The organism is Galbitalea soli (genome assembly GCF_010686725.1).
Classification (GTDB): domain Bacteria; phylum Actinomycetota; class Actinomycetes; order Actinomycetales; family Microbacteriaceae; genus Galbitalea; species Galbitalea soli.
This window is the reverse complement of sequence record NZ_JAAGWZ010000001.1, coordinates 1,228,020-1,254,163: the sequence shown is the minus strand read 5'-3', so window position 1 is coordinate 1,254,163 and position 26,144 is coordinate 1,228,020. Positions and strand designations below refer to the sequence as shown.

Sequence of the window (26,144 nt, the reverse complement as noted above, 5' to 3'; positions counted from 1 at the left end):
GCGTTTTAGAACGGCTGATCGTAGATCAGGGTTGCGTACCAGGTGGGCGTTTGGCTGACGCAACCACTCGTTGGGCCCAAGTAAGTTGTTAAATAAAACACTCCACTTGGGAGGTCTTGATTCCCGTTGGCGGGCGCGAAGAAGGGGCTACTTTGAGTTTCATTCATCGTGTTCGTTTTCGCAAACGAGCTGCCCGCTGCTGCCGTACTCCGAGCACCAAACAGTATTGTTGGCGCTCCGCAGCTCGCGCTGCTGTATGGAGAGATCGACATGCGGTTTCCCGAGGACTGTGTGTTGTATCTCGCGGTCGTCCAGTAAACCTGACTGTTACCCGTCTGCGAGCCATGTATCGCGGTAGAGGTTGTCGCTGACGCCCACTCTGCACTGACGAACACAGTTGCGCACACGAGAAGAAATGAAGCAACTGCAATCAGCTGAGGCCGACCAGAGCGCTTCGAGCCTGTTTCTTTGAGACTGATCATTCGAGGCCTCCACATTCGAATTGGCGCTGAGCTTCCTGCAGATCTTGGATGTGCGATTCGGCGGCGTACTTTGCTATTGCCGCACGAAATTCCGACGCATGCTCGCTAGAAATCGAGGGCAGGGACTCGTAATTGTCCAGCTCTGCCGTTGCGGATTTTGCGATGTCGCCCTTGCCGGCATTCGCGGCCTCGATCGATACCTTGAGCCATGCGCAGTCCCAAAAGGAAGCCGCAATCTCATCTGGTAGACCCGCTTGGAACAATGTGTTCCTGCCATCGTTTGGGTGAAAGAAGCTGGGCGCGACGGCTGGAAAGGAAACGCCTTCCGGCAGCGGTTCGGGATAGTGCGCGGTGACAGCGCGCCAGACGGTATCGATCTGCGCCTCGGTGAAGAACTCGCCCGAATCGTTCTTGATCGCGGGCGTGACAAGCTCACTATCCGTCTGCCCGCCGGTCACGGCACTGGCCGACGTCGCACCGAAAGTCAGGGCGCCAACAGCGAGGACAACAGCTGCGCTTGACAACACAGCCGATCGCCTATTCACTGCGTAACCCGAGTATCGACTCTTTCACATTCATTTACGTTGCCTTTCCTGAGGATTCGTGAGGCGATGTGGGCCCGTGGTGTAAATCTGCACCATTGGCGAAAACTTGGCTAGTCCTCATTTAGGACGACCTGAAGAAATGTCTCATCAGCGCAAGTGCCGTGGAGGCGCCTTTGACTACCCCGGACCGGCGAGGTGGCGGTCACGAGTAGCTGGGCATCCGGTCCGTCGTTCGGTTGGCCAGGACGGATCCTTTCGGCACGGCACAGTTATTCAGAGCACGGGCCATGCGGCTCTGGGAGGTTGAGCTTCATCGAGAGCGCGAGGTGCTTCGTAGATGTGTGTGTCCACCCAAATGAGGACTATACAAACCTGTACTTCCGCTGCCAGGGTGAGCTTTCCTAGAGGATGACGTTTGAGTCAACCTCACGCCCGAAAGGACAGCCGATGGATCATCCCTTCGTTGCGAGGAGAAAGCTGCTCCACCTGGATTCGCCAGTCATTGGCGTGCGTAGGGGCCTATCGATCATTCTGGCCTTGGCCCTCTTCAGCGCGACACTTTCGGCGACGCCGGCTTCCGCGGCTGGAGGCACGCGGACCGCGCCGATAAGGACCGTGGCTGCTCGGAGCACCAACGCCAGTTCTTCAGTTCACTCCGGCGAGCCTGACATCGCTGTCGACGGGGTGGGAGACGCTGCCGGCTACCACGTCCGAATCGCGACTGAGGGCAGCGGATTTGCTTGGTCTGATCTAGCGGTGATCAAGCCCGCAAACTTGGATGAACAGAACTGGTACGGCTACCAGTGTCTCTCGCCGGATGGCAAGTATGTGGCGGTCGCGATCTTGCCAGGGTCAGGCGAGAACGTCGCCGAACAACGCTTCGCCGGTGCATATGCCTACTCGATCAATGTTGCGAAGCGACGGGTGACCGCGCTCGCGGCCGGCGTCGGGTCGTTCTACTTCTCTCCCAGTTGCGGACTTGATGGCTCGGCAGATTTCACCGCCAGCCTGGGCGCACGGCAACAAGTGACTGAAGTCTTGCGCTTCGATTTGTCCTCCGGGAATAAAGTGTCTGACTCGATCGTGAGTGGACAAATTACGTCGGCGGCACAAGTTGGGAACCGCACTGTCGGTGTGGAGGGAAACAGTCTTGTTGCACTAGCGGCCGGCGGGACGAACGCATCGCCTGCGAAGGTGCGAGTTGTCTTAGCGCATACCTCTGGCCTTGCCTACGGACTTCGTTCGTCGAGTGACGGTGGCGTCGACTACCTCACCAAGAGTGGACAATCAACGTCGTCACTATGGCACCTCGGCGGCGGTAAAAACGCATTGATCGCGACGGGCCAAGCGAGTCGGATGCAGCTATTCGCAGGTGGTGCTGGCCGCAACTTCGTAGTCGGGTACGACGACGTGCTCGCAAACCCGCACGTGCGTCCTCTGGTTGTGGATCAGCTGCCGCTCGGGCCGTCGGTCCTGTCCCTCCAGGGGACGACGGCGTTCGGTCCATCCGTCCGGTCAAAGATTCAGTCCGCGAAGCACGATGTCGTTCTCGAGCCTTCCACCACGGACTCTGATGTGGGCCTCACCGAATCTACTCAGACTCATCGGATGACAAAGTCCAACTTCACGACCAGTCCCGAGTTCGCGGACCACACCGACGTCGCGCTCGCGGGCATCGGCCCGCAACCAGGCGTTGAAAATTCGAATATTGCGCCAAATGAAAGGGCAAAGTCAACGACCCGTACCGGGCCAGCTACCGCCGCGGCGACCCTCCAGCTCGCCTCCACCTTCCACGCGACTCCGGCGCTGTCCTCCGGGGCAACAACCCCAACGTGTGCTATTCCCCGACTGAATCCCACACTTCAGGCGCTGCAGCCCGGCAATGCCCAGGTGAGTTGGGCGATCGAGATGGCGGAGCAAGGCTTACTAATAGGCGCGTCTTCGACCCGTCCCGCAAACTTCGACAATATGGGCTTGGTGTCCTACCAGCCAAGCGGTGACTTCCCTCCTATCAGCTTGCACCACCCGAGCTCGGACACTTGGGCATCAGTGCCACGATCCGTGATGGAAGCGATCGTAAGCCAGGAGAGCAACTACAACCAAGCTTCATGGCACGCCTTGCCGGGTATCGCTGGCGACCCTCTGATCGCCGACTACTACGGATCTGGGGGCACCATTACCTCGATCAACTATCCGTCGGCGGACTGCGGGTATGGGCTTTCGCAGCTAACGACCGGCATGCACGCAACCGACACTTCGCTCAGCTACCACGGCCAGATGAAAGTCGCCGTCGACTACCAGGAAAACGTGGCAGCGGGCCTCCAAATTCTCGAGAAGACCTGGAATCAATTGTATGACGCAGGTGTCACTGCGAACGGCGGCGACCCCCGATACCTCGAGAACTGGTATTTCGCAGCGTGGGCATATAACACCGGAGTCCAACCGACCGCCGCGTATGGGAACACGACGGGCTGCACTCCGAGCCCGACCTGCACCGGACCTGACGGCACATGGGGCCTCGGCTGGTCGAATAACCCGGCCAACCCGAGCTACAACCCCGCGCGTCTCAACTACCTCGAATACAGCTATGGCGATGCGGCGCATCCCTCGAGCTGGCCCTACCAGGAACGCATTCTGGGCTGGATGGGCTCCCCACTAGTGAGATACAGCTACACCGCCTTCACCCCGCCCGATTATCACGGTGGGTCCTCCTGGTTGCAGGTGCCTCCTTTCGGAACGTTTTGCACCTCGTCCAACGTTTGCTCGAATACGGGGACATATGCAAATAACTGCGGGCTTGTTGACTACGAGTGCTGGTGGCATTTGCCGGTAACTTGGGTCGCTAGCTGCGCAACAACCTGTGCGACGAGTAGTTACACGGCGGTCGCGGGGAGTACCGAACCGACGTACACGCCACCGGCGTCGCGACCGGTAACGGCGACTTGCACGATCGACACATCCGTGATTCCTTCCGGGTCGATCATCGTTGATGACCTCTCTGCCCCAGTTGACAACCTTCAAGGATGCTCCGGCTCGGCATGGACCAGCGGCGGTAGCTTCACGCTTACCCCCGGCACCAATACGTCGGGCGACCCAATCGGCAACATTGACATCCATCAGCTCGGCGCTGGCCTGGGTGGGCACGCTTACTTCACCCACACCGAGCCGGCGGCGAGTTCGTCTCTGATCAACAAAGGCACCTGGACTCCAAGTCTTCCCAGCACCCAGTACTACAAGGTCAAGATTCACTTGCCTGCGACTGGCGCGGTCGCGTCGGACGTGGTCTATTCCGTGTATCCGGGTAGCGGCGGTGCCGTTTCAAACGTGCGCGTGAACCAGGATTGGGGGTCAGAGCAATGGGTGACTATCGGCACCTTCGCAATGGGTCCCGGCGGTTCGGTGTCACTCACAAACGCGAGCAACATGACTCCTGGCGTCTTTGACGTTGCTTTCGATGCGGTCGCGTTCGTCCCCATGGGTGGCACCCCGGGTGTCCCGATTGGGGGACCGAAAGCAGTTGTTGATGCTCCTCTCGGTTCAAACCCCGCATGGGTGAATTGTGGTTGTGGCGCTCGCACGGCGGGTGATCCAGTCGACTTGAGTACTGGCTATTTCGCGCAGAGCACCACTGACCTCTCCACTCCCGGGCGTGGTCTTCCATTTGCGGTCACTCGTTCATATGGTTCCGCCGTCGCGGATCCAGCCGGGCCGTCTGGATCGAATTCGGTCTCTGGTGCATTTGGTCCGGGATGGTCGTACTCCTATGGGATGTCGACAACTACAAATGCCAGCACGGGATCCGTCACCGTTCTCCAAGAGGATGGTTCCCGAGTGTCATTCACTCTCTCGGGTACCACTTATACGCCGCAATTGCCCAGGTTTGCCGTGGCATTGACCAAATCTGGAACGACCTATATATATACCCGCCGCGGAGGGTCCGTCTTCACTTTCGACACCGCATCTGGACATTTGTTAGCCGAATATGACCAGCCTGGCTACTTTGCTTCTCCGAAATATGGCCAGACGCTCGCGTATGACGGATCAGGAAATCTCCACACGGTCACCGATCCTGGCGGCAGGATCTACACATTTACTTGGACAAGCGGGCGCGTTACTAAAGTAACGACGTCTGGTGGGCAAGAGGTCGACTACAGCTTCAATGCACTCGGCCAGCTCACGAATGTATATGGGGTCGGCACCACCCGCGTCGCTGGAGTCAATTCTGACGACGATCACGCGCAATACTCATATACCAATGTTGGTCTGATGACCTCGTTCCGAACGCCAGCAAATTATGGCAAGACTGGCACTCCCACGCCGGTAACCACGATGGTTTATGACGCATCCGAACGCGTAACTTCGCAGACTGACCCCATGGGAAGCCGCATGACTATTTTGTACGGCCCCGACAGCGCGACTGGAATCGCCGCGGGCCAAGTCCTGGTCACCGATGCGGCCGGACATAAGGACCTGCAAACATACGCAAATGGACTCATGACTTCCGAAACCAAGGGCTACGGAACCACCGGCGCAGCGACTTGGTCTTATACGTACGACCCGCTAACCCTGGGTGTCGCGAGTCAAACGAACCCGGATGGCTCGATCCGTACGTTCTCGTACGACGACAACGGTGATCGGATCTCCTCCAGCGACGAACTGGGCCGAACCACTCAGTCGCTATATGACGGCTCCGGCCACCTGTTGCAGGAAACCACTCCAGATCTGCTTCAACGAACTTTGACGTACAACACGGCTGGAGCTGAGACCTCCGAGGCGATCGCACTGCCAGGGCAAACCGCGGAAAGCTCCACGAGCAACCCCAGCCCTACGACGATGCGCAAGGCTTCAATCACTCACACTGATGCCGCGCACCCCGCCGACCCCACCACGACGGTCGATTTCAACGGCAACGTGACGAGCTATTCGTTTGACGCGAGCGGCGACCTAACCTCCCAAACAGACTCCGCGAGCCACGTCACAAAATATGGCTACAACACGTCCCGTGGCCTTCGAATTGCGATCGTCTCTCCGCGAGGGGTCGCAGCGGGCACGACGACGGCCTGCGTGCCGCCGGCGACGGGCTGCACCACCTTCGCTTACGACATGCTCGGGCGTCTCACGCAATCAATCGACCCGCTGGGGCATCGTTCGAGCAACACTTACGATGCCGACGGCAACGTGTTGACGAGTACGGATGCGAATTCTCACACGACGACGAACGTCTACGACAACGACGACCGGCTGGTCTCTTCTTCGAAACCGACAGGGGTAACCACCAACATCTACAACGGCGACGGCACTCTAGCCAGCACGACAGACTATGGTGCTCACGCCACGTCGTACGCCTACGACGCGCTCGGCCGCTTGGTCTCCAGCACCGACCCAGACGGCAAGATCACTCAATATGGCTACGACACGGTCGGAAATCGCACCACCGTCACTGATCCCAACGGCACCATCGCACACGCGACTTTCGACGCGGCGAGACAAGAGTCTGCGATTACTTACTCGGGAACGCTTGTCGCTCCGAGCGTCAGTTTTACCTACGACAACGGCGGCAGGCGGACTTCCATGACCGACGCTAGCGGCACCAGCTCCTACACTTACGACAGCTTCGGCGAACTCATATCCTTCACGAATGGCAACGGATCAACCGTCGGCTACGGATACGACGCGGATGGGAACCAGACCTCGATCACGTACCCGGGCACAGGGAACACTGTCATTCGCACTTTCAACAACTTGAACCAACTGAGCGCTGTCAAAGACCCGGCGGCACGAATCACCTCGTTTGGTTATGACGCGGACGGAAGACAGGTGACCACCACCTACCCGAACGGCGACAGTGTCGCGACCGCCTACAACGATGCATCGCAAGAAACGTCGACAGCACTCGCAAATGGCTCCACTGCGCTGGACGCTTTCGCATACGGGCGGGACAACGTCGGCAACGAGACAAGTGTCACCCCGTCGAACGGGGCGCTCGGAGGCAGCATGAGCTTTACCTATGATTCGAACAATCAGTTGGCGGCATCAGTTGTCAGCGGAGCCACCATCACAAACACCTTCGATTCCGCAGGAAATCCCACGAAGGTTGGAGCCGTCACCCAGGTATTCGACACCGCTGATCGACTGTGCTGGACCAGCACCGGCACTCCGGCGAACCCCACATGTTCGTCACCCACGCCAGGGGCGAATCTCTACGGTTCGAACTACGACGGCGAGCGAACGAGCATGACACCGTCGGCCGGAGTCGCGACCAATTACACGTGGAATGGTGCGGGAGAGTTAGCGGGCATTTCAGGCGCAACCACCGCAAACTATGTGTACAACGGCGACGGGCTGCGATCAGCGAAGACGGCAGGCGGCACAACGACCCACTTCACTTGGAGTGAGGGGGCGGTGGTGCCGGAGTTATTGACAGATGGAACATCAAACTACCTCTACGGACCGTCGGGCGCTCCAATCGAGCAGACTTCCGTAAGCGGGGCCTCGTCGCCGTCGTGGATTTTCGCAGATGCTCACGGGTCTACCGCGGCACTTCTTGACTTGGCAGGAGCTGTAGTAGGGAGATACGCTTACTCCGCATGGGGTGCCGTCGCCTCCCACAGCGGAGCCCGCTCAACCAGTCTTCAGTTCAATGGTCAGTATGTCGATGATGAGACGGGGTTCATTTACCTTCGAGCCCGGTATTACGACCCGGCCACTGCGCTTTTTCTCTCCGTTGATGCCATGGTGGGCGAGACACTATCTGCATTCACTTATGCGAACAACAATCCGCTGACCAACGTTGACCCGCTTGGCCTGTGGAGCACTGAAGATACATGGAAAGTGGTCGGCTTAGTTGGTTTGGGCCTGGCGATGATCGCGCTCGGTGCGACAGGCATCGGTCTTATTCTTGATGCGGGCGCGGTGGGTGCTGAAGCAGCACTGGGTGCTGACTTAGCCGCGAGCTTGGCGGTGGAAGGAGCGGATGCGGCCGCGGGAGCAACCGAGGCTGCTGACGCGGCAGCGGCTGCGTCGCGCGCAGCCAACGCTGCAGCCGCGGCCGAGAAAGTCAAAGCCATTGCGGATGCGGGGTCGAAGGGAATCGACGTGGCTCAGTGTGCGATTGCCCGCGACAGAGGAGCATGCGCTGGTGCCCTCCTTGATGTTGGCGGTGCTGAATCGGAACGCATCGGCGAGGTAATTGGGGGTACGGCTGGGCGCCGCGTGACGATTGGGACCCGTGCTGTGTCCACCGTCGGCGGCATCGGGATGGGCATCGCAGCCGTGCCTGGAGAAGTTGGCGGCATCTACTGCGACACGCGCTAGGCACCGCACCACGGGGGAGACACAATATGCTGTCCTCCTCACTATTGCCGCAATCGCACGGCCGGACGCATCAGGACCCGACAATTGACGAATGACGAAGATGACACGCTTTAGCATGTTTCTGCATCCCAAGGACGCAGTTCGCACATTTTATGAAACCTGGTCAGGCTTGATAGGCGCCGACTATGCGGGCAGACAGCGTCGGCAACTCGTTCGAATGATGATCGCAACTCTCGTGATGTGGATCGGGTGTGTCATCGGGTTTGGCCTTGCAATCACTTTGGGATTAGCGGAGCAGTCTCTAGATGCCGCTCTGGCGGGAATGATTACAGGAGCAGTCGTTGTCGTAGTCGGATACGCGCTCCTTCGAGTCGCAGTCTTCAAGCGCAACAGGATGCTCGCCGAGCAGGCGGAGATTGTTCTCCGAATTGACCCTAAACGCACCGAGGCAGAAGCACACCTACTCGTGACACGACCGACGTTGACTCAACAGTGGTTGCAGCTTCATCCGGATGCGTTTAGGAACGAGTCGGATGCTAAGTAAGGTTGAGCTCGCGGACGTATCCCTTGCTGCGTCACCGCAAGAGCTGCGGACGAGTCGCGAAGCGCGAGAAACTTCTCGACGGCTCCGCACCGGCTCAGAAATCATCGAAGCCAGACCCGTCTCTTCGGAAACCTTGTGTAAGCCGATAGGTGAACTCGGATGTGCATCCGGCCGAGGGGGCCGAGATCCTTCTCAACTACATGAGGCGGGACCGATCTATCCAGGTCAAGAGGAGGGGATCAGGCTAGTGCCCGCAAGCGATTTTGACCTGGCTGATAACGGGTGGTGATGACAGAGCCAAGCAACTCAGAAGAAGGGCCGACCAGCCCAATTGGCCGTTTTCGGGCGAGCACTGCGCTGGTTATCGCCCTTTTCCCAATCACGGCCGCTGCCGTGCGTATTTGGATCTACTCGGGCGGAGACACGGCACTCTTCCTGGTGTTGCTTCAAACCGTCAATATCGCTGCGGTGCTTATCGGAACCATGGTCTTGATCATTCCGAGCTTGATCACGATCGTTGCAATCATGGCCCTGCTGAACCCGGCCGCTCGTCGATGGGCCCACGAAGTTCTGGCCGGCCACCGCCTTGTTTTCGACTTGCTCATGCCAGCAGCTCTCCTGATAATTGGCTACACCGTCAGTTGGACTGTGTTTGTCACTCTCGCGTCGCTCGGCTTGATCGCGCTTCTCTTCTTCCTCGCTCGCCGTGCTTGGCGAAAGAATCATCGCAACACCGCCAGCAGACGCCGTGTCGACAAGTCCGACGCGATCATTCCTATCTTCTCGGGCCTTCTGGTCTTCTTGATCACGCCCAGCAATATGTGGCTCCCCCTGGAGCAAATAACGACCGTGCAGCACAAACAACAGACCGTCTACGTGCTCGAATCAACGACCGAATGGACAACCGTACTGACCGTGGACCGTCAGGTGGAGATCGTCAAAACTCGGGAAGTTCAAAAGCGCGAGGTCTGCAACGTCAAGAACCCTGGAACGTTTGCTCTATTCATCCAACACGGAGGTCTCAAGGAGGGGGCCGACTGTACGTAGGTGCTTCTTGATAGTCTTCCGGGATCGTCCGTACTGTTTCATCAGCTCCGTGATTGGCGCGCCACCATCGTGGAGCCGCACTGCCTCGTTGATCTGATCAGGCGTTAACCCAGATTGGCGGCGCTCAACCCCTAGTCGATTGCGCCGACGATGAACTGTCCACTCCGTAGCTCCAACGTCTCGAGCTATGTCGACAGCACGTCGTCCTTGCTTTTAGAGGCTGACGATCGCGTCGTTCTCCTGCTTGGTGAGGCGGGCTGGGCCACGAAGAGAGGTGAGGCCGTCGCGCTGAACCCACGAATTCATCGCCTGCTGACAGAGGTCGGAAATCGCTTCTACCTCTGGTTTTGAATTCGATTACCGTCCCAGCTAGCGCATCAGATATGAGCATTATTCCATGTAATGGAACATTATTCGACAGAGGTCACGATGTACCGAGCATGGCCTCTTTGCGTTTCTCGAGCTCCAATGGCATCCATTAGCGACGCGTCGGCTACTCCTGCTGCGGGGTTCTAGTCTTAGCTGGTATTTAGGCACTGGTACACGATCTTGGGACGATCTAGTCCAACGGCGACCTCTGTGCGATGTACCGCTGAAGCACGGAGGAGTAAGATAAGTGAGGAAATATACGATCTAATGGCAAACGAAGACACTCCTTACGAACAGATTCCGCTCGATGTCCCAATCGAGCACTCTTCTCAGGATGTTTTGGGCCGGGCACATGCCGCCCAGGACTTTGCCAAGACTATTCGTGAGCTCGACGCGAGGAAAGGGCTCGTGGTTGGTGTCTTAGGGCCGTGGGGTCATGGCAAGAGTTCATTTATCAACTTGATGGGCGAGGAGTTTGCCAAGGAACCAGCACTGACGATTGTCGAGTTCAATCCTTGGATGTTCTCTGGAACACAGCAGCTCGCTGAGTTCTTCTTCCTTGAACTCTCCGCTGAGCTGCGCATTAAGAAGGAGCCCGGCTTCGACGAGGTCGCACAGAAAATCGACGAGTACGCAGATGTGCTCGCGCCGCTTGCCATCATCCCGTGGGTTGGGGGCTGGTGGGATCGCACTCGAAAAGCTTTTGGAACGATCGTCGCGTGGCGAAAAACCCGCCGGCAGGGTAGTCGAACTGAACGGCAAAAGGTCTCCGACGCGCTATCTCAACTCGAACACCCGATTGTCGTGGTTGTCGACGACATCGACCGGTTGTCATCCGATGAGATTCGCGACATGTTCAAGCTTGTTCGCCTGACGGCAAGCTTTCCGAACCTAATTTATCTATTGGCTTTCGACCGCGGCCGTGTCGAGCAAGCCTTATCCGTTGACGGTGTGACCGGACGGTCCTACCTCGAGAAGATTGTTCTCTTGAGCTACGACGTGCCTCAGATTCCCGTCGAGCTCCTCCGGAGTCACATCTTTGCAGAGCTTAATCGCATTCTGGGGGATCTGGACGACCCGCGCTATTTCGACCAAGAGCGTTGGAATCACATCTACTTCGAAGTCATCGAGCCCTTGCTTCACAACATTCGCGATGTGACGAGGTTCGCCGTCTCTGCACGGACAACAATCCGATCGCTTGGCAAGCAGGTCAGCGTCGTGGATCTCATCGCGATGGAAGCGATCCGGGTATTTAGACCGGAGATCTATTTCGAACTCGCCGACATGCGTGGGGAACTCACTTCAATTGGGCACTCCGGTCTGAAAGATAACAAGACTGAGATAAAGGCCCGCTACGACGAACTTTTCAAGCTCGCAGACAACCACTTTAAGCCGATACTCACTGCATTGATCGAACAGGTATTTCCTGCCGGACGACAGCACATCAGCAACTGGGGCTATGGAATACACGACGAAAACAAGTGGCGCCGAGATCATCGTCTTGCCACATCCCACTATCTATCGCTCTACTTCGACCGTGTAATCCCAAGTGGACTACGAGAGTTCCGGACAGCTGAAGAAGCATCCGAAGTTTTCGACGATGAGACTGCGCTTACAAAGCTGCTTCGTGGAGTGCCAAGAGGTGAGCTCCTAGATGTCATCCAAGGACTCGAAGCGTACGAGCCGGAATATCGACCCGAAGACGTAGTACCCACATCAGTCGCGCTCCTCAATCTGCTTCCAGAGATTGAGCCGAATCCGAATCCTGGATTCCTAGACATCATGACGCCCGACCTCGCGGTCACCCGCGTCGTGTTGCGGCTGTTCCGGCGACTCGAGAATGAGACCGACCGGGAGAAGGCAACGACAGAGGTCTTAGCCAAGGTCAAGACTGTTTCCGGTCGATTCACTCTGATCCACATGGTCGGGTATCGCCAGGGTGTTGGTCACAAACTCGTCTCTGAAAAGTTTGCGGAGGAGATCGAAAATGCGTTCATCGATGGACTGCTAGCAACGCCACCCAAGCATCCCGAGAAAGAAACCAGCCTGTTAAGGGCCTACCTCTTCGTAAATCAACTCCGACCAGACGTTGCACCTCTCGCCAAAATCAAGAAGGCGGCACTGCTCGAGTCGGTATTCAGCTCTGGCAAGAGCGCAAACCGCTCGTGGCATGGTGATGGTGGGCCCGTCCGTTCCGTCGATGTGTTGCCCTGGGACATCTTGGTGACGCTATTTGGAGATGAAGCCACCCTGAAGCGTGGCATCGAAATAGTGCGCAAGGCAAAACCTGATGCCCCAATACTGGCGTTGCTGGACAAGTACCTCGATGGCTGGCGTCCCGATAGTTGGGGCGATGGTGATCGCGATGGCGATGACGACTAGTCGTGGCTTGACGAAACATCTTGGACGGCTCATATTGACTCGTCTCTATGGCGAGACTCACCGACCAGTCCTATCTATTGCGGTGTCACCAAGTCCGTGATCATTGGCGCGATGAATCCAAACGTGCGTTCCTTCTATTGACCGCGACCGAGCAATGGGCACTCTTCGCCTATTTCGCACCGAGTGAGAAGCTCACTGACGCCCAGCTGATCGCTCATCGGGAAGACATCTCGGCTCATGACCCGTCGCTCCGGCAACGTGCTGGCCGGGCGCTGTCGAAGCTTTGGGTAGCGAGCAAGGCCCTTGAGACGTATCAAGCTCAGGTTGCCGAGACGCCACGTCCGCGCATTGTCGGCGTTGCTTGAGAACTAGGCCAAATCGACGCTCGAAAACTAGGCCATCCAGACCAGATTGGATGGGTGATCTCCTTGGAAGATTGGGCGTTGATCAGGCGGCTTGTTGCGGATGGTGTTCCGCAGCGTCAAGTGGCACGGGATCTCGGTATTGCGCGCGCAACGGTGGCTGCAGCGGTGAGTTCGGTCCGGCCGCCGAAGTATGAGCGACCTGCGCGGCCGACGTCGTTCTCGCCGTTCGAGTCGCGGGTTCGGGCGTTGCTGGCGGAGCATCCGTCGATGCCGGCGACGGTGATCGCGGAGCGGGTCGAGTGGTCGGGGTCGATCACGTGGTTCCGTGACAACGTCAGACGCCTCAGACCGGAGCATCGACCGGTCGACCCGGCGGATCGCCTCAGCTGGGAGGCCGGTGATGCGGCGCAGTGCGATCTGTGGTTCCCGCCATTCAGGATCCCGCTGGAGGATGGAACGACCGCTCTGTTGCCGGTGCTGGTGATCGTCGCGGCGCACTCGAGGTTCGTGACGGCGAGGATGATCCCGTCTCGGAAGACGGAGGACCTGCTGCTGGGGTCGTGGGAGCTGATCCAGCAGTTTCGAGCGGTCCCGCGTCGGCTGATCTGGGACAACGAGGCCGGGATCGGGCAGAAAGGGCGCCTCGCGCAGGGCGTCGCGTCGTTCGCCGGGACGCTCGCGACCAGGGTGGTGCAGTTGCGCCCCTATGATCCGGAATCGAAAGGGATCGTGGAGCGCCGCAACGGCTGGTTCGAGACCTCGTTCATGCCCGGCCGGACCTTCACCTCGCCCGCGGACTTCAATGCGCAGCTCGCCGAGTGGTTGGAGCGAGCAAACGCGAGGGTGGTGCGCACGATCAAGGCGCGCCCGATCGATCTGATCGGCCATGACCGGGATCGGATGCTGCCGTTGCCGCCGATTCCCCTGCAGCTGGGTTGGCGGGAGCGGGTTCGTCTCGGCCGGGACTACTACGTCCGCCTCGATGCCAGCGACTACTCTGTCGACCCCGCCGCGATCGGCCGGTTCGTCGATGTGACTGCGGATCTGGACAGAGTTCGGGTTCGAATGGATGGGCGATTGGTCGCCGACCACGAGAGGGTCTGGGCGCGCGGATCCACGATCACGGACCCCGCGCACTTGGAGACGGCGAAACGGTTGCGGCAGCAGTTCCAGCTGCCGCGTCCCGTCAGGGTCGGCGATGATCTGGCTCGGGACCTTGCGGACTACGATCGGGCGTTCGGGATCGAGGGGGTCGCGTGATGGCCCCCGCCAAGAACACCGAGTCTGTCAAGCAGATCACCTATCTTGCTGCCGCGCTGAAAGCGCCCCGGATCACGGATGCCGCTGCCCGACTGGCGGACCAGGCCAGGGATGCCGGCTGGTCGTTCGAGGACTACCTCGCCGCCGTCCTCGAACGCGAAGTGAGCGCCCGCAACGCCTCCGGCGCGGAACTGCGGATCAAAGCCGCCGGGTTCCCGGCCCGGAAGACCCTCGAGGACTTCGATTGGGATGCACAACCGACCGACCGCCAGCAGATCGCCCAGCTCGCCTCCGGCGGGTTCCTCCTGGAAGCGCAGAACGTCGTTCTCCTCGGCCCGCCCGGAACCGGAAAAACACACCTCGCGACCGCGCTCGGCATCGTCGCCGCCCGACACGGACACCGGGTGTTGTTCGCGACCGCGACCGACTGGGTCACCCGCCTCACCGACGCCCACCGCCAAGGCAACCTCCCGAAAGAACTCGCCCGGTTACGACGTTACGGGCTGATCATCGTCGACGAGGTCGGCTACCTGCCATTCGAGCAAGACGCCGCGAACCTGTTCTTCCAACTCGTCTCGTCCCGCTATGAGCACGCCTCGCTGATCCTGACCTCGAACCTGCCGTTCAGTGGCTGGGGCGGCGTCTTCGGAGACCAAGCCGTCGCCGCCGCGATGATCGACCGGATCGTTCACCACGCCGACGTCCTCACACTCAAAGGCGCCAGCTACCGGCTCCGCGGCCGCGGAATCGACAGCCTCCCCAGCATCAGGACACCAGATCCGGCAGACTAAACAACACAAACCAGTGGCCCAGTTCTCGCACGTCGAAATGGCCTAGTTTTCGAGCGTCGTCGACACGCATCGCGAAGAACGCAGAGAAGCGGATCTTCGTCGTGAGCGAGATCAACCCGGCGATGAATCCAGCCAAGATGGCGCAGATTCTCCTCAACTACAAGCGGCGAGATCAATGACCTCGCGCAAGCCGAAGCTCCTTGTCGATCGTCTTCCACGACCGGCCGTATCGCTTCACTAACACCGTGATTGGCACGCCATCATCGTGAAGGCGGACGGCCTCTTTGAGCTGCGATGGTGTCAGCCCCGACGGCCGGCGCTCGACACCTAATCGATTGAGTCGATGATGCACCGTCCACTCTGTCGTTCCGACCTCCCGGGCTATGGCGACAGCGCGTCGTCCTTCCTTATATAGGCTGACGATTATGTCGTTTTGCTGCTGGGTGAGACGAGCTGGACCACGAACAGAGGTGGGGGAGTCGCGTTGAACACGCGACGAAACCGCCCGCTGACAGAGGTCGAATATCGCTTGCACCTCTGTTTTTAAATTCAAGTACCGTCCCAGCAGGCGCACCTTCTGAGTGAAGTAAAAGTGCTGGTCGGCGGCTCAATTTGAGCGGTAAATAACAGCCCTGATCGCCGATTTGCCCAATATTTGCCCACAGGAGCAGGGATCATCCTAAGAGGGTCCGCGAGTTCACTTGCGATGCCGAGAAATGGATCTGCTCAGCGTCCCAACTCGTTCAGGTCGCTAAGAGGTGTCGGCGTCTGCGCCGCGGTGATGGCGTTCCCGATTCTCGTCGTGGGCACGGTCACCTTGATCGTTATCGGCACACTAAGCCTGAGCTGACGTCGCCAAAGTCCACTACCGTCAGGGATATGTCTCGAAAAATGGCGGACCCGGACTTCCGCGTTGAGCAGGAAGTGTCCGCTCTTACCGCTAGTCACATCGCCCCGATCAACGTCTTGGTCGACTCGATCCGCGACCGGGACGGCCGAGGGTGGGCGCCGTACGTAGCCCCACTGCACGGCGGGATCGACGCGCAGGTTCTCTCGATCCTCCGCGATCCGGGCCCGGCGACCCAGGCCGGAGTCGGGTCCGGGTTTCTCGCCGTTGAAAACGACGACCCGACCGCCGAACGGCAGATGGTCCTGTTCGAGTCTGCCGGGATCAGACCTAGGCAGGTGCTCCCTTGGAATGCGTACCCCTGGTATGTGAACCGGGCGCCGTCGGCGGCGGAGCTCGAAGCTGGCGCGGAGGTCATCGTCGAGCTGCTCGAGCTGCTGCCGGAGTTGCGTGTAATTCTCCTCCAAGGCCGCGACGCAGAGGCCGGATGGAAGCGGGCGGCCCGACGATTGCCCGCCCCTATTGAGGAGCGGGGCGTGCGGGTAGTGGCGACAATTCACCCGGGTCGTCAGGCGCTATTTACTCCAGATTGTGTCGAGCGCGCCCGACGCGTCGCCCACCAGGAATCGGCGTTCGCTGAGGTCCGCGAGCTAGTTCGTCAGGGGCGGGGGTAGCGCTCGCCGACTGGGCTCGAGGGTCGCTCGGTTGAGGCTGCCGTTCCACCACCCATCGGACGGCGAGCGGCGTCGACAGGGTTATCCCCACTAGTGGGGCGTGGCTCCGGCGTCTGCGTAACCGGCAACCTCCAATTGTTGGTGTTGCCCTGCGCGTTGCTTTGTTAGGCAGTGACTTCGGGGTGAAAGTAGCTGAAAACACCAGAGTCGATGGGCGTCTCGAATCGGAGAGTCATGCGCACGACGGGCAGCGGCTCGCCCTGCTTCATCGCGGTTTCCTCGGCGGAGTGCGGGGTGGCGCGACCCAGGTAATAGTGACCGGAACCTTCCGCATCATCCTTCTTGACGAACACGTGGAGATCGACGGAGCCATTGACGATTGCCTGAACTTCGCTGCTCCTGAGCGTTCGGTTGCTTCGCGTGTACCAGAGGAGAGTGGTCTGGTCGATCAGGGTGTCTTCATACGCGGTGCTGGCGGACACCTCGTCGGTCTTGTGGAGCGTGACAAAGATCGGGCAGGTTCCGGTGGCCAGGTCCACTCGATAGCCGTAGATGGTCGAGTACATATTGCTGCGCCAGCCGAGGAGTCGGCTTGCATCTTTTCGTGAGTACTGCCGCCCGGGCGTGAAAGGCTGGGTCACATCGAAGCGGTCGACAACCAGACGTTGGGTTGTACTTAGGAGGTCGTCGACTTCGGCTCTGAAGTCTGGTGACCGGTCGTATGCGTCGGCGAACGCGTCCGTGAGCCTGACCTGCCGCCCCGACACGCAGACGGGCGCCGCACCCGCGTACCGCTGCTGTTCGGCCAGCGTGTTCCACGTCAGTGTCAAGACGTCGATTGCGCTCTGAACCGTGGCCGCGTTTACGGGCAGCCCGGCGTCTGCGAGCGCCCGGTCAACATCGTCCCGATCGATTTCGCGCTGCTCGAGGAGTATCCGGAGGAGTACCGACTCGTGGAGTCGCTTCGCGGACAGTACCTCCGCAGACAGCACGACGAGGAAGGAAATCTGGTCGTTGGTGAAGCCGTGCTCGATGGTGAACAACTTCTGGATCAGCGCTGGATAGCATCCCGCCTTGTTGGCGAGGATGACTGGGTCAACAGACTCGAATCGGAGAAAGTCGAGTAGCCGCGGCATGCGGCCCACTCGATTTCTAATGGTCTCGATTGCGACTTTGAGATTCGGGAAGCTATCCAAAGATGCGCCGTGCAGCGATCGGAGAATTCGCGCCTGCGCGATGCGGTCGAACTGGACACTGGAGAGGCCCGCGACCACGCCACGCTCTTCGGCGGCGATGAGTGATCGACGGATTGACTCGCGATTGAGTGAATCGTCGCCAAACAGGGCGACCGGAATGAGGTAGTTGTTCGCGTAGTTCCCGATGAAGTCGATGACGACCAAATACTCCTTGCCCGGATATTTTCGGAGCCCACGGCCCAGCTGCTGCACAAAGACAATCGCCGACTGGGTCTGTCGAAGCATGACGACTTGATTGACTGCCGGAATGTCGACGCCCTCATTGAATATGTCCACAGTGAGGATGTAGTCCAGATCGCCGGCCTCAAGCCGGCGCACGTGACGCTCCCGTTCTTCGATGGAGTGCTGACCCGACAGCGCGACTGTTCGAAGTCGATTCCCCTGGAATTCGCGCTGGTTCAACTCTGCAGACAGCCTGGCGGCTTCGTCGTTGCGACTGCAGAAAATGAGGCCGCGGGGAGCAACACCGGCGTGCCCATACTTTCTCAGTGCGTCGACGATGTGCGTGACTCGATCCTGCGCGACTAGTCGAGTGAGCGAGGTACCGTCTGTGGTCGAGGTTCCGTCGTCAAACGTGATGTCAGCAATCCCGTAGTAGTGGAATGGCGAGAGCATGTCCTGTTCGAGTGCAGCCCCAAGACGGATTTCATAGGGCACGTTGTAGTCGAAGAGCTCGTAGACGCTCGTGCCATCGCTACGCTCTGGAGTGGCTGTCAAGCCAAGTAGAAAGTGCGGCTTGAAATGCTCAAGGATCTTGCGATAGCTGGGAGCGGTGGCGCGGTGCACCTCGTCGACGAGGATGTAGTCAAATTCGTGGGGGTCGAGGCCTGCGAGAACGCCGTCGCTGGACAGCGTTTGAATAGTCGAGAACACATAACGGCGGTCGGTCTCCCGCGTCTGGCCGACCAGCTTCCCGAATAGCTCGCGGGGCGACCCCAGCACTCGCTGGAATTCGACAATGGCGCGGTCGAGAATCTGCTCGCGGTGCGCCACAAACAGCACGCGTGCTGGCGCTGCGGCACGCACGTCAAGGGCAGCGAGGATCGTCTTTCCGGTGCCCGTCGCTGAGATGACAAGCGCCCGGCGTTCGCCGGAATTTCGAACGGCTGAAATTGATTGGAGCGCCGATTCTTGCATCGTATTCGGGCTGATTGTGCCGAGTGTGTGGCCGTCAAGGACGGCCTGCCCGCGGGCTCGGCCTCGAGGTGGCGGCGGCGCGACCCATCCGAGTTCGTAGTCAGCAATCCACTCTTCAGTGAGTGGCGCCGAACGCGTGCCTTCAGCATCAAGCAGGTTGCTGAATTGTTCGGCGAGATCACTTTCTGTCGCGGCTGAGACGCGGATATTCCACTCGTGGTTCGACACGAGTGCACTCTCGGTGAGATTTGAACTCCCGAGTATTGCGGTTATGCCGTCGGCACGACGAAAGACGTATCCCTTCGGATGGAACGCTCCCGCGTCGTGCAGTCTGGCCGATATTCCGACCTCTCTCAGCGCCATGAGTTCGCGGAACGCCGACGGGGAGTTGAAGCCGAGATAGTCGGAGGTGACGATCTCGCCGCGCCCCTCAAATTCGATGAGGGATTGCTTCAGCAGAGCGAGGGCTCCGGCCGAGACGAAGGCCACGGAGAAGGTGAACGAGGTTGCGGCACGAAGTTCGGATCGAATGGCCTGCAAGACCGTCCCGTTGTCGTCGTTCAGCACGAGTCGTGGTTGAAGTCGTCGCGGTGCGTCGAGCGATTGATCGAGGTAGCCGAAGCCAACATCGCGCCCGAGCACGCCGTAGGCGTCGAACGGTGGAAGGCTCACGCTGCCGATAGCCGTTCCATCACAGCGCGAACTGCCGGAATGTCGGCAGGTGCCCACTCAAGCTGCAGGAGATCCGAGCGCGGCAGCCATGTCACCGCCTCGTGCTCTGTCGCGGTTACCGTGTCCGACAGGAGGTCGCAGTAAAACGTGGTGAGGTGCACCTCGCCAAAGGCGTACTCGTGGACTGTGACTTCCACCTGGTCGCCAGCTTTGACTTCGGCGCCCAGTTCCTCTCGAATCTCGCGCTCCAGGGCCTCTCGCGGACTCTCTCCCGACTCCACTTTTCCGCCCGGGAATTCCCACAGCCCGGGCAATTTGGCATCCGGGCCCCGTTGGGCACACAGGACGAGCCCGTCGCGCACAATGACGGCCCCGACTACTTCGATCCGCTTCACCAGGCCGCCCTTCCGACTCGTCGCTGATAGCAGCATATGGGCGCCGGCCGCACCTGGATGCGAGTCTGAGGCGGGCGTCCGCTATTGATCGGGCCGGTCATCCCCGCCTTAATCGAAGGTGATCACGCCAGTGACAGTGTCGATGCGGGCAACGAGCCTCGGGTCGAGTGCGTCGGTGAGCGTGAGCTCGAAGTTGCGTCGGTCGACGTGCACCATGTAACCGAGGGTGGTGTTAGCGGGCAGGATCGCGAGCACGTAGTTGGGCGCCACGGAGTAGGGGTCGAAGACCCTGCCGTAGTGGTCCATCGCTAGCGCCGGGGACGCAAGACTGCCCGGTCGTCGCAGGTGGGTCAGCGCGGTGTACAGCGTGCCCAGGGCTTGTGCCATCGACATCCGCGAGACGGGCGGCCGGGGAAGTGGCGTCGCGACGCTCGGAGCGGCGGGCGCCGCCGGTTGCGCGACGGGCGGCGCCACTGGCTGGCCCTGAGTGACCGGCCCCTGGAGCGCGCTCGTCGGGGTGGTCGCGATCACGACGGTTAGCGCGAGCGCGACGATGACGCCCGCCACGCCGATGGCGATGGGCAGGAGGGTGAAGGCTCGAACTCCGCTGGAGGAGCGTGCGGTTCGCCTCCGCGCGGCAATTCCGAGAACGAGCGCCACCGCGCCTCCGAAGAAGCAGAACGCGGGGCGGGGTGCCGCCTGCTCCACCAGAGTGAAGATGCCGCCGCCCAGCGTGAGTATGCCGATGACGAGGCCGAGCAACGCCGTCAGCCAGGGTCGCGGCATGGCGACGTTCGCGCCGAACACCTTAACCGACGATGCCGGCGGAGGGTTCGGCGTGCGGGCCACCGGAATCTCATCCCAGTGCCTGCCGCCCTGCCGCCAGTCCCTTGGCCCCGAGCCGTGTGCCACGTGGTCGTCCTTCGAATTCGCTCACCGAGCTGACGCTGCGCGGATGATCCGCGCGGCCCCGCCCGAATAGCGAGACTTCTTCGACCTTATCGACGGTGCGCGGGCAGCCGCGTCCCCACTTGAGGGGTGAGTGCGTGTGCGGCGTGACCTACTGGGTGGTGATGCTCCACTTCCCATCGGACGAAACGGCGAAGAGTGACGGGCCGCCCGAGATGAGGACCGTGCCGGTGTAGTTACCGATCTCATTGACGAGGAGGTCAGTGGAATCGCCGTATTGCCAGACGGCGAAGTTCGAGCTGCCACGGTTGACGATCGCGGCCGCGCTCGCATCACCGCGGTAAATCAGCACGTCGTCACCCGCGCCTGTGATGCGGCTGCCGGTCATTTGTCGCGCTGCAGAAATGGATTTCAGCGTGAGGGCCCACGGCCCACTGGCCGAGATTTCGAATCCGGTAACTCCGTCACCGTTGGGATTGACGAGTACGGTGCCTCGGTAGCGACCGATGGTGTTCACGAGCAGGTCACCCCGCTTGAAGTTGCTGTCGAGTGCGAAGATGCTGAAGTTACTGCCGCCCGTGTACGAGATCGTGGCAATAGCTGCCTGATCGGCACCGTCGGGGAGCTTCACTCGAATCACCGAGTCGTGACGCCCGCTATAGGTCTTCGCGACGGGAGCCGGTGGCGCCACTGTTTCGACGGGGGCTGGGCTCGGCGATGGCGAAGGCGACTCGGCGGGACTGGCGCTGGCCGCATCGCTGGGGGCATCACTCGGAGCCGCGGAGATAGTGGGCGCGGCAGCGGAGAGGCTGTGGGTGCTGGATGCAGCGGTGCCGACGATCGTGGCAACGCTCACCACTACGGCGACAAGCAGCGACACTCCGCCAAGCACGACGCCGGAGAGTGGTCGTCCTCGACGGGCGTGGCGTCGAACCAGTCCCACTATCCCCAAGGCGATTGCTGTGAACGCGGGAATGAAGGCAATGAAGCTAAATCCGGGGACGATTGCGAAGACTGCGGCGACGATGCCGACGATCATGGCCGCGAGCCCGATTCCTGAACCGGCTGGCGCTGCAGGAGGGAGTGGGGCTTGCGGCGGAATCGCACCCGACTCGGGGGAGCTCTCGGGAAGGTCATCAAGTTCAGGCATCGGGTTACCTCTCATGCCGTCGACGCGAGCTGGCCCGGCGACGTTAGTTGGCCGCTCATCTATCGAATTGGCGGCACCCACCACCTTTGCTGGCGAGTAGCTCAGTAAAGCAGAAAGCCACCGACATTCGTGAGCCATGATCGCGAATTGTGTAGCGTGACGACGACTCACGTTGCTGCCATGATGGGCGGAGAGATGTCGGGCGCCGCCGCCCGCGGTTCAGGAGCCGAACATGAGTGACGAGATTGAACTCATCAGCGACGGGGACGGCTTGGCGGTTATCGGGGACCCCGCGTCCGTCGAGAGATTCCTGATGGGGGAGGGCCTATCGGAGTCCAAAGAACTCGGGCTCCCGCGCCTCGATCGTGCGCTGTTCGGCGCCGCCGGTGGGTTGCAGGCGGCGGCAGAGATCGCCGCGGGCTCGGGCAGATGGGTGAAGCTCACCAAGGAGACTGCGGAGAAGATCAACAAATTCGGGCTCATGAAGGGGTCCAGCCCCGGCCTGAGCCGAGGCGTCGTCCAGGCGAGCGGCGGACAGATCAAGGCGATCGTCCAATTCGCGACGGGTCCCGCTGCTCTACTGGCCAGCCCTGCCTTTCTCGCTGGTGCCGCGGCAATCATGTCGCAGATCGCCATGGAGCAAGCCATGGATGAGATCACCGACTACCTCGCCATCATCGACGAGAAGGTCGACGATCTACTGCGCGCACAGAAGGATGCCGTGGTCGCCGACATGATTGGCGTGGACTTCCTCATCGAAGAGGCGATGACGATCCGAAGCCAGGTGGGCCACGTGTCGGAGACGACCTGGTCGAAGGTTCAAGGCACAGCGGTCACGATCGCCCGCACGCAGGCCTATGCGCTGCGCCAACTCGATGCGCTCGCGGAGAAGCTCGAGAAGAAGTCGGCCATCGGCGACGTCGCGCGGGCGTCAAAGGAGGCGGAGCCCAAGGTGCGAGAGTGGTTGGCGATACTCGCCGGATGCTTTCAACTGCAGGACGGAATCGCGGTTCTGGAGCTCGACCGAGTTTTGGATGCGTCGCCTGGGGAGTTGGATCTTCACCGCCTCGCGCTGAAGGCGGCTCGCGAGAACAGGGTGGAGTTGATCGAGCGCAGCACCCGTCGACTTCTGGATCGCATGGACGCCGCGGCCGCGGCGGCAAATGGGCAGGTGCTACTCCACCCCAGCTCGTCGCGGTCGGTTGTGCGGTCAAGCAATCACGTCGCGGGAGACGTCGTGGAGTTTCGGTCCCGTCTCGGCATTGAGGGCGGGCGAAGCGATGTCGAATCGAAGCGGTGGACCACCGCCGTGATCGAGGCACGGGACAAGATCGTGGATGTGGGTCAGGACAGCATCGAGGCCGCCGCGCGATTCGGTGGCGCCTCCATAGACCGGGCCCAGTCCGCTACCGCGGCGCTGGCCGAGCGATTTGCGGAGCGGACCGAAAAGTGGCGAGAGGCCGACGATGAGCCCGATGACAGCGCCCCCACGGGCGAGAGCTGACACCGGTTCTCTTTTTCAGTCTTCAGCAGGCGCCGCCTGGCGATGTGGAGTCAGCGACGCCTCGGACGACACTGTTCGATGAACCGGCGACCCCGCGCGCCTCGCGCCAGATTGTCACGCGGTCGAAACACGGTGATAACAGATCACCTGACATTTAATGCTCAAATTGACGCAATTGATGTCATACTGAACATCAAACGTGTTAGATATCCGGTCTACCGCGACGGTTCAGTTCAAAGGAGAGCTTCGTGTCAACCATCCCCCGCACTGCCACCGAAGACGACGTCACCCTCCGCTCGGGCCTGAGCAAGGGATCGATCGGGCTCGGTGGAACCCTCATGCAGTCCATCGCCCAGATCTCCCCGACTCTCGGAATCTTCTACACGATCGCCTTCACCACCGGTCAGGCGGGTGTCGCCGCGCCGCTCACCTACCTCGCGGCCTTCCTCGTGTGCCTGGTGATCGCGGTGCCCATGCGCGGACTCGCTCGCCATCTTCCCTCCGCCGGCGGCTTCTACACCTACGTCTCCGCGGGCATTGGTCCGAAAGCCGGGTTCATGACGGGCTGGCTCTACGCGATCATGGTCACCATCGTGCCGGCCGCCCTTGCCGCCTTCACCGGTGCCGTCCTGCAAGACGAGCTCACCAGCAAGTACGGCTTCGGCGTTCCGTGGTGGGTCTATGCCACGGTCATCCTGCTCATCTGCTTCGCCTGCGCCTACCGGGGCATCGTGATCTCGATCAAGTTCCTCGTCGTCATGACCTGCTTCGAGATGATCGTGGGCCTCGGACTCGCGCTGTCTGGCGTGCTTCACCCCGGCGTTGGTGGTGTCAACCTCGACGGCTTCAACCCGGCCAACATCAGCAACGGATCCGGCTTCTTCCTCGCGATCGTGCTGTCGATCTTCGCGTTCACCGGGTTCGAGAGCGCAGCCGCCGTGGGAGAGGAGTCCCGCGATCCCAAGCGAATCGTGCCCAAGGCGATCATCGGCTCGCTCGTGCTCATCGGCCTCTTCTACGTCGTCACGGCCTGGGGACTGCAGATCGGCTGGGGCACTGACAAGCTCGCCGCGCTCGCATCCTCACCGACCGCGCCCGCCTTCGTTCTCGCCGATCGCCTCTGGCACGGAGCGTCCATCCTCGTGCTCATCGCGCTCGTCAACTCCGGACTCGGCGTGTGCATCGCCTGCACCACGAGTGCAACGCGCACGATCTACGGAATCGCGCGCACGGGTGCTCTGCCCGAGTTCTTCGCCCGAGTGCAGAAGACTCACCACACCCCGATCACCGCCGTCATCGTGCAGTCGATCGTCGCCCTCGTGATCTGCCTGGGTGCCGGTCTGCCGCTGGGCCCCTACAACCTGTTCAACGTGCTCGGCACCACGGGAACCTTCGTGTACATCCCGATCTTCATCATGATGAACATCGGTGCGTACCTCTACTTCCGCACCAAGCACCCCGAAGAGTTCAGCGTGCTGTCGTACATCGTGGCTCCCATCGTGTCGACGGTCGCCCTGATTCTGATTGCCTACAACAGCCTTGTGCCGCTGCCCGCCTTCCCCGTCGTGCTCGCGCCCTTCATCGCGGTCGCCTACGTGGTGTTCGGTCTCGCTATCCTGATCGGCCGCAACCTCAGGCCCGGAAATCGTGCCTGGATGGCCCGGGCCGGCGAACTGCCTGATGTTGACTAGTCACGCAGCGGTAGCACTCGCCACAGCCCGCCCGACGAAGGGATCACGCTCATGAACGCCGAGACACGACAGCAGGACATCCTCGCGCAGCTCGCCCGCCGCGGAGAGCTGACGATCACCGAGCTGAGCGTGCGGTTCGAGGTGTCGGAGATGACGGTGCGTCGCGACCTCAACCAGCTGGCCGCCGCTGGACTCCTCGTGCGAACGCACGGCGGCGCGGCGCCCGCCGCGAGCGGGAGCTTCGAGCCGCCGTTCAGCCTACGCACGCGCACCAACAGTGAGGCGAAGCGGAAGATCGCTGCGCTGGCCAGCCGCCAGGTGATCGACGGACAGACGATCATCCTCGACGGTGGCAGCACCGGGGTGGCGATCGCTGAAGAGCTCGTCGGCCGCAACATCACGGTGTGCGCTCTCAACCTCCGGATCGCCGAGATCCTGTCGACCGACCAGGCGACGAAGGTGATGGTGCCGGGGGGAATCATCCGCACGGGCGAGTCCAGCATCATCGGGCCGGAGGTCGACGCCGCACTCGCGCGCTACCGATTCGACGTCTACCTCATGACCGCGTCGGCCGTCTCGACCAGCACCGGCTTCACCGAATGGAACGTCGACGACGCGGCCGTGAAGCGCGCGGCCCTCAACGCCGCCCGCCGCACGCTCGTTGCCTGCGACGCCTCGAAGTTCGGCCGCGAGGCCTTCGCGAGGATCTGCGGCGTGGACGACGTCGACGCGATCCTCACCGACGACGCCCTGGGCGTCGACCACCGTCGCGAGTTGTCTCTCGGCGGACTCGAACTCCTCATCGCATGA

Annotated in this window: 18 protein-coding genes; 11 read left to right on the top strand and 7 right to left on the bottom strand. The window is 60.8% G+C overall.

The features are described 5' to 3' along the window. Nucleotides 1-478 precede the first annotated feature (478 nt). Nucleotides 479-940 (bottom strand): hypothetical protein, encoded by a 462-nt coding sequence (locus G3T37_RS05930; protein ID WP_163472493.1) that lies wholly within the window; start codon nucleotides 938-940, stop codon nucleotides 479-481. Nucleotides 941-1,474: 534 nt separating this feature from the next. Between G3T37_RS05930 and G3T37_RS05925 the strand changes: the two genes are divergently transcribed. The 3 genes from G3T37_RS05925 to G3T37_RS05915 all read left to right on the top strand — a co-directional run bounded on the left by G3T37_RS05925 (nucleotide 1,475) and on the right by G3T37_RS05915 (nucleotide 9,932). Continuing rightward, the gene (locus tag G3T37_RS05925; protein ID WP_163472492.1) at nucleotides 1,475-8,341 is read left to right on the top strand and encodes an RHS repeat-associated core domain-containing protein; all 6,867 of its coding nucleotides are present in this window, start codon (nucleotides 1,475-1,477) and stop codon (nucleotides 8,339-8,341) included. 91 nt (nucleotides 8,342-8,432) lie between these two features. Continuing rightward, entirely contained in the window at nucleotides 8,433-8,885 is a 453-nt protein-coding gene (locus G3T37_RS05920) for a hypothetical protein (RefSeq protein WP_163472491.1), read from the top strand. A gap of 282 nt (nucleotides 8,886-9,167) precedes the next feature. Beyond that, nucleotides 9,168-9,932: a hypothetical protein gene (locus G3T37_RS05915; protein ID WP_163472490.1), complete on the top strand. Its 765-nt coding sequence runs from the start codon at nucleotides 9,168-9,170 to the stop codon at nucleotides 9,930-9,932. Here G3T37_RS05915 and G3T37_RS15375 read toward each other — a convergent pair. Next, nucleotides 9,885-10,013 (bottom strand): hypothetical protein, encoded by a 129-nt coding sequence (locus G3T37_RS15375; RefSeq protein WP_163472489.1) that lies wholly within the window; start codon nucleotides 10,011-10,013, stop codon nucleotides 9,885-9,887. The genes G3T37_RS05915 and G3T37_RS15375 overlap by 48 nt on opposite strands. A gap of 555 nt (nucleotides 10,014-10,568) precedes the next feature. Here G3T37_RS15375 and G3T37_RS05905 point away from each other — a divergent pair. Genes G3T37_RS05905 through istB form a run of 4 tightly spaced genes read left to right on the top strand, consistent with a single transcriptional unit; the run spans nucleotide 10,569 to nucleotide 15,099 of the window. Beyond that, nucleotides 10,569-12,683: a KAP family P-loop NTPase fold protein gene (locus tag G3T37_RS05905; protein ID WP_163472488.1), complete on the top strand. Its 2,115-nt coding sequence runs from the start codon at nucleotides 10,569-10,571 to the stop codon at nucleotides 12,681-12,683. A 47-nt stretch (nucleotides 12,684-12,730) separates the two neighbouring features. Continuing rightward, nucleotides 12,731-13,048 carry a hypothetical protein gene (locus G3T37_RS05900; protein ID WP_163472487.1) on the top strand — a complete coding sequence of 106 codons (318 nt, stop codon included), beginning with the start codon at nucleotides 12,731-12,733 and terminating at the stop codon, nucleotides 13,046-13,048. A 54-nt stretch (nucleotides 13,049-13,102) separates the two neighbouring features. Next, nucleotides 13,103-14,308, top strand: coding sequence for an IS21 family transposase (istA, locus tag G3T37_RS05895; protein ID WP_163472486.1), 1,206 nt, complete (start codon nucleotides 13,103-13,105; stop codon nucleotides 14,306-14,308). Continuing rightward, nucleotides 14,308-15,099 (top strand): IS21-like element helper ATPase IstB, encoded by a 792-nt coding sequence (gene istB / locus G3T37_RS05890; RefSeq protein WP_163472485.1) that lies wholly within the window; start codon nucleotides 14,308-14,310, stop codon nucleotides 15,097-15,099. The genes istA and istB overlap by 1 nt, the downstream gene beginning before the upstream one ends. On the opposite strand, the gene G3T37_RS05885 is transcribed toward istB, so the two are convergent. Further along, nucleotides 15,074-15,235, bottom strand: a complete 162-nt coding sequence (locus tag G3T37_RS05885) for a hypothetical protein (RefSeq protein WP_163472484.1) — start codon at nucleotides 15,233-15,235, stop codon at nucleotides 15,074-15,076. The two genes, istB and G3T37_RS05885, sit on opposite strands and share 26 nt — an antisense overlap. Before the next feature lie 755 nt (nucleotides 15,236-15,990). Between G3T37_RS05885 and G3T37_RS05880 the strand changes: the two genes are divergently transcribed. Beyond that, the gene (locus tag G3T37_RS05880) at nucleotides 15,991-16,620 is read left to right on the top strand and encodes a uracil-DNA glycosylase (protein WP_206673788.1); all 630 of its coding nucleotides are present in this window, start codon (nucleotides 15,991-15,993) and stop codon (nucleotides 16,618-16,620) included. A 164-nt stretch (nucleotides 16,621-16,784) separates the two neighbouring features. Here G3T37_RS05880 and G3T37_RS05875 read toward each other — a convergent pair whose 3' ends face one another. The 4 genes from G3T37_RS05875 to G3T37_RS05860 all read right to left on the bottom strand — a co-directional run bounded on the left by G3T37_RS05875 (nucleotide 16,785) and on the right by G3T37_RS05860 (nucleotide 22,028). After that, nucleotides 16,785-19,685, bottom strand: a complete 2,901-nt coding sequence (locus tag G3T37_RS05875) for a DUF3427 domain-containing protein (protein ID WP_163472483.1) — start codon at nucleotides 19,683-19,685, stop codon at nucleotides 16,785-16,787. Continuing rightward, a complete protein-coding gene (locus G3T37_RS05870) occupies nucleotides 19,682-20,080 on the bottom strand; it encodes a (deoxy)nucleoside triphosphate pyrophosphohydrolase (RefSeq protein WP_338401194.1) in 399 nt (132 codons plus the stop codon). The genes G3T37_RS05875 and G3T37_RS05870 overlap by 4 nt, the downstream gene beginning before the upstream one ends. A gap of 108 nt (nucleotides 20,081-20,188) precedes the next feature. Further along, nucleotides 20,189-20,887 (bottom strand): hypothetical protein, encoded by a 699-nt coding sequence (locus tag G3T37_RS05865; protein WP_163472482.1) that lies wholly within the window; start codon nucleotides 20,885-20,887, stop codon nucleotides 20,189-20,191. A gap of 253 nt (nucleotides 20,888-21,140) precedes the next feature. Continuing rightward, nucleotides 21,141-22,028 (bottom strand): hypothetical protein, encoded by an 888-nt coding sequence (locus tag G3T37_RS05860; RefSeq protein ID WP_163472481.1) that lies wholly within the window; start codon nucleotides 22,026-22,028, stop codon nucleotides 21,141-21,143. A 343-nt stretch (nucleotides 22,029-22,371) separates the two neighbouring features. On the opposite strand from G3T37_RS05860, the gene G3T37_RS05855 reads away from it, so the two are divergent. From G3T37_RS05855 to G3T37_RS05845, 3 genes are all read left to right on the top strand, one after another. After that, nucleotides 22,372-23,643 carry a hypothetical protein gene (locus G3T37_RS05855; RefSeq protein ID WP_163472480.1) on the top strand — a complete coding sequence of 424 codons (1,272 nt, stop codon included), beginning with the start codon at nucleotides 22,372-22,374 and terminating at the stop codon, nucleotides 23,641-23,643. A gap of 248 nt (nucleotides 23,644-23,891) precedes the next feature. Then, nucleotides 23,892-25,334: an amino acid permease gene (locus G3T37_RS05850; protein ID WP_163472479.1), complete on the top strand. Its 1,443-nt coding sequence runs from the start codon at nucleotides 23,892-23,894 to the stop codon at nucleotides 25,332-25,334. A 51-nt stretch (nucleotides 25,335-25,385) separates the two neighbouring features. Continuing rightward, a complete protein-coding gene (locus tag G3T37_RS05845; protein ID WP_163472478.1) occupies nucleotides 25,386-26,144 on the top strand; it encodes a DeoR/GlpR family DNA-binding transcription regulator in 759 nt (252 codons plus the stop codon).

Coding starts and splice junctions, on each gene's coding strand:
- G3T37_RS05925 (WP_163472492.1), top strand. CDS start 1,475: ATGGATCATCCCTTCGTTGCGAGGAGAAAGCTGCTCCACCTGGATTCG.
- G3T37_RS05920 (WP_163472491.1), top strand. CDS start 8,433: ATGACGAAGATGACACGCTTTAGCATGTTTCTGCATCCCAAGGACGCA.
- G3T37_RS05905 (WP_163472488.1), top strand. CDS start 10,569: ATGGCAAACGAAGACACTCCTTACGAACAGATTCCGCTCGATGTCCCA.
- G3T37_RS05900 (WP_163472487.1), top strand. CDS start 12,731: ATGGCGAGACTCACCGACCAGTCCTATCTATTGCGGTGTCACCAAGTC.
- istB (WP_163472485.1), top strand. CDS start 14,308: ATGGCCCCCGCCAAGAACACCGAGTCTGTCAAGCAGATCACCTATCTT.
- G3T37_RS05880 (WP_206673788.1), top strand. CDS start 15,991: ATGGCGGACCCGGACTTCCGCGTTGAGCAGGAAGTGTCCGCTCTTACC.
- G3T37_RS05860 (WP_163472481.1), bottom strand. CDS start 22,028: ATGATCGTCGGCATCGTCGCCGCAGTCTTCGCAATCGTCCCCGGATTT.
- G3T37_RS05855 (WP_163472480.1), top strand. CDS start 22,372: ATGAGTGACGAGATTGAACTCATCAGCGACGGGGACGGCTTGGCGGTT.
- G3T37_RS05845 (WP_163472478.1), top strand. CDS start 25,386: ATGAACGCCGAGACACGACAGCAGGACATCCTCGCGCAGCTCGCCCGC.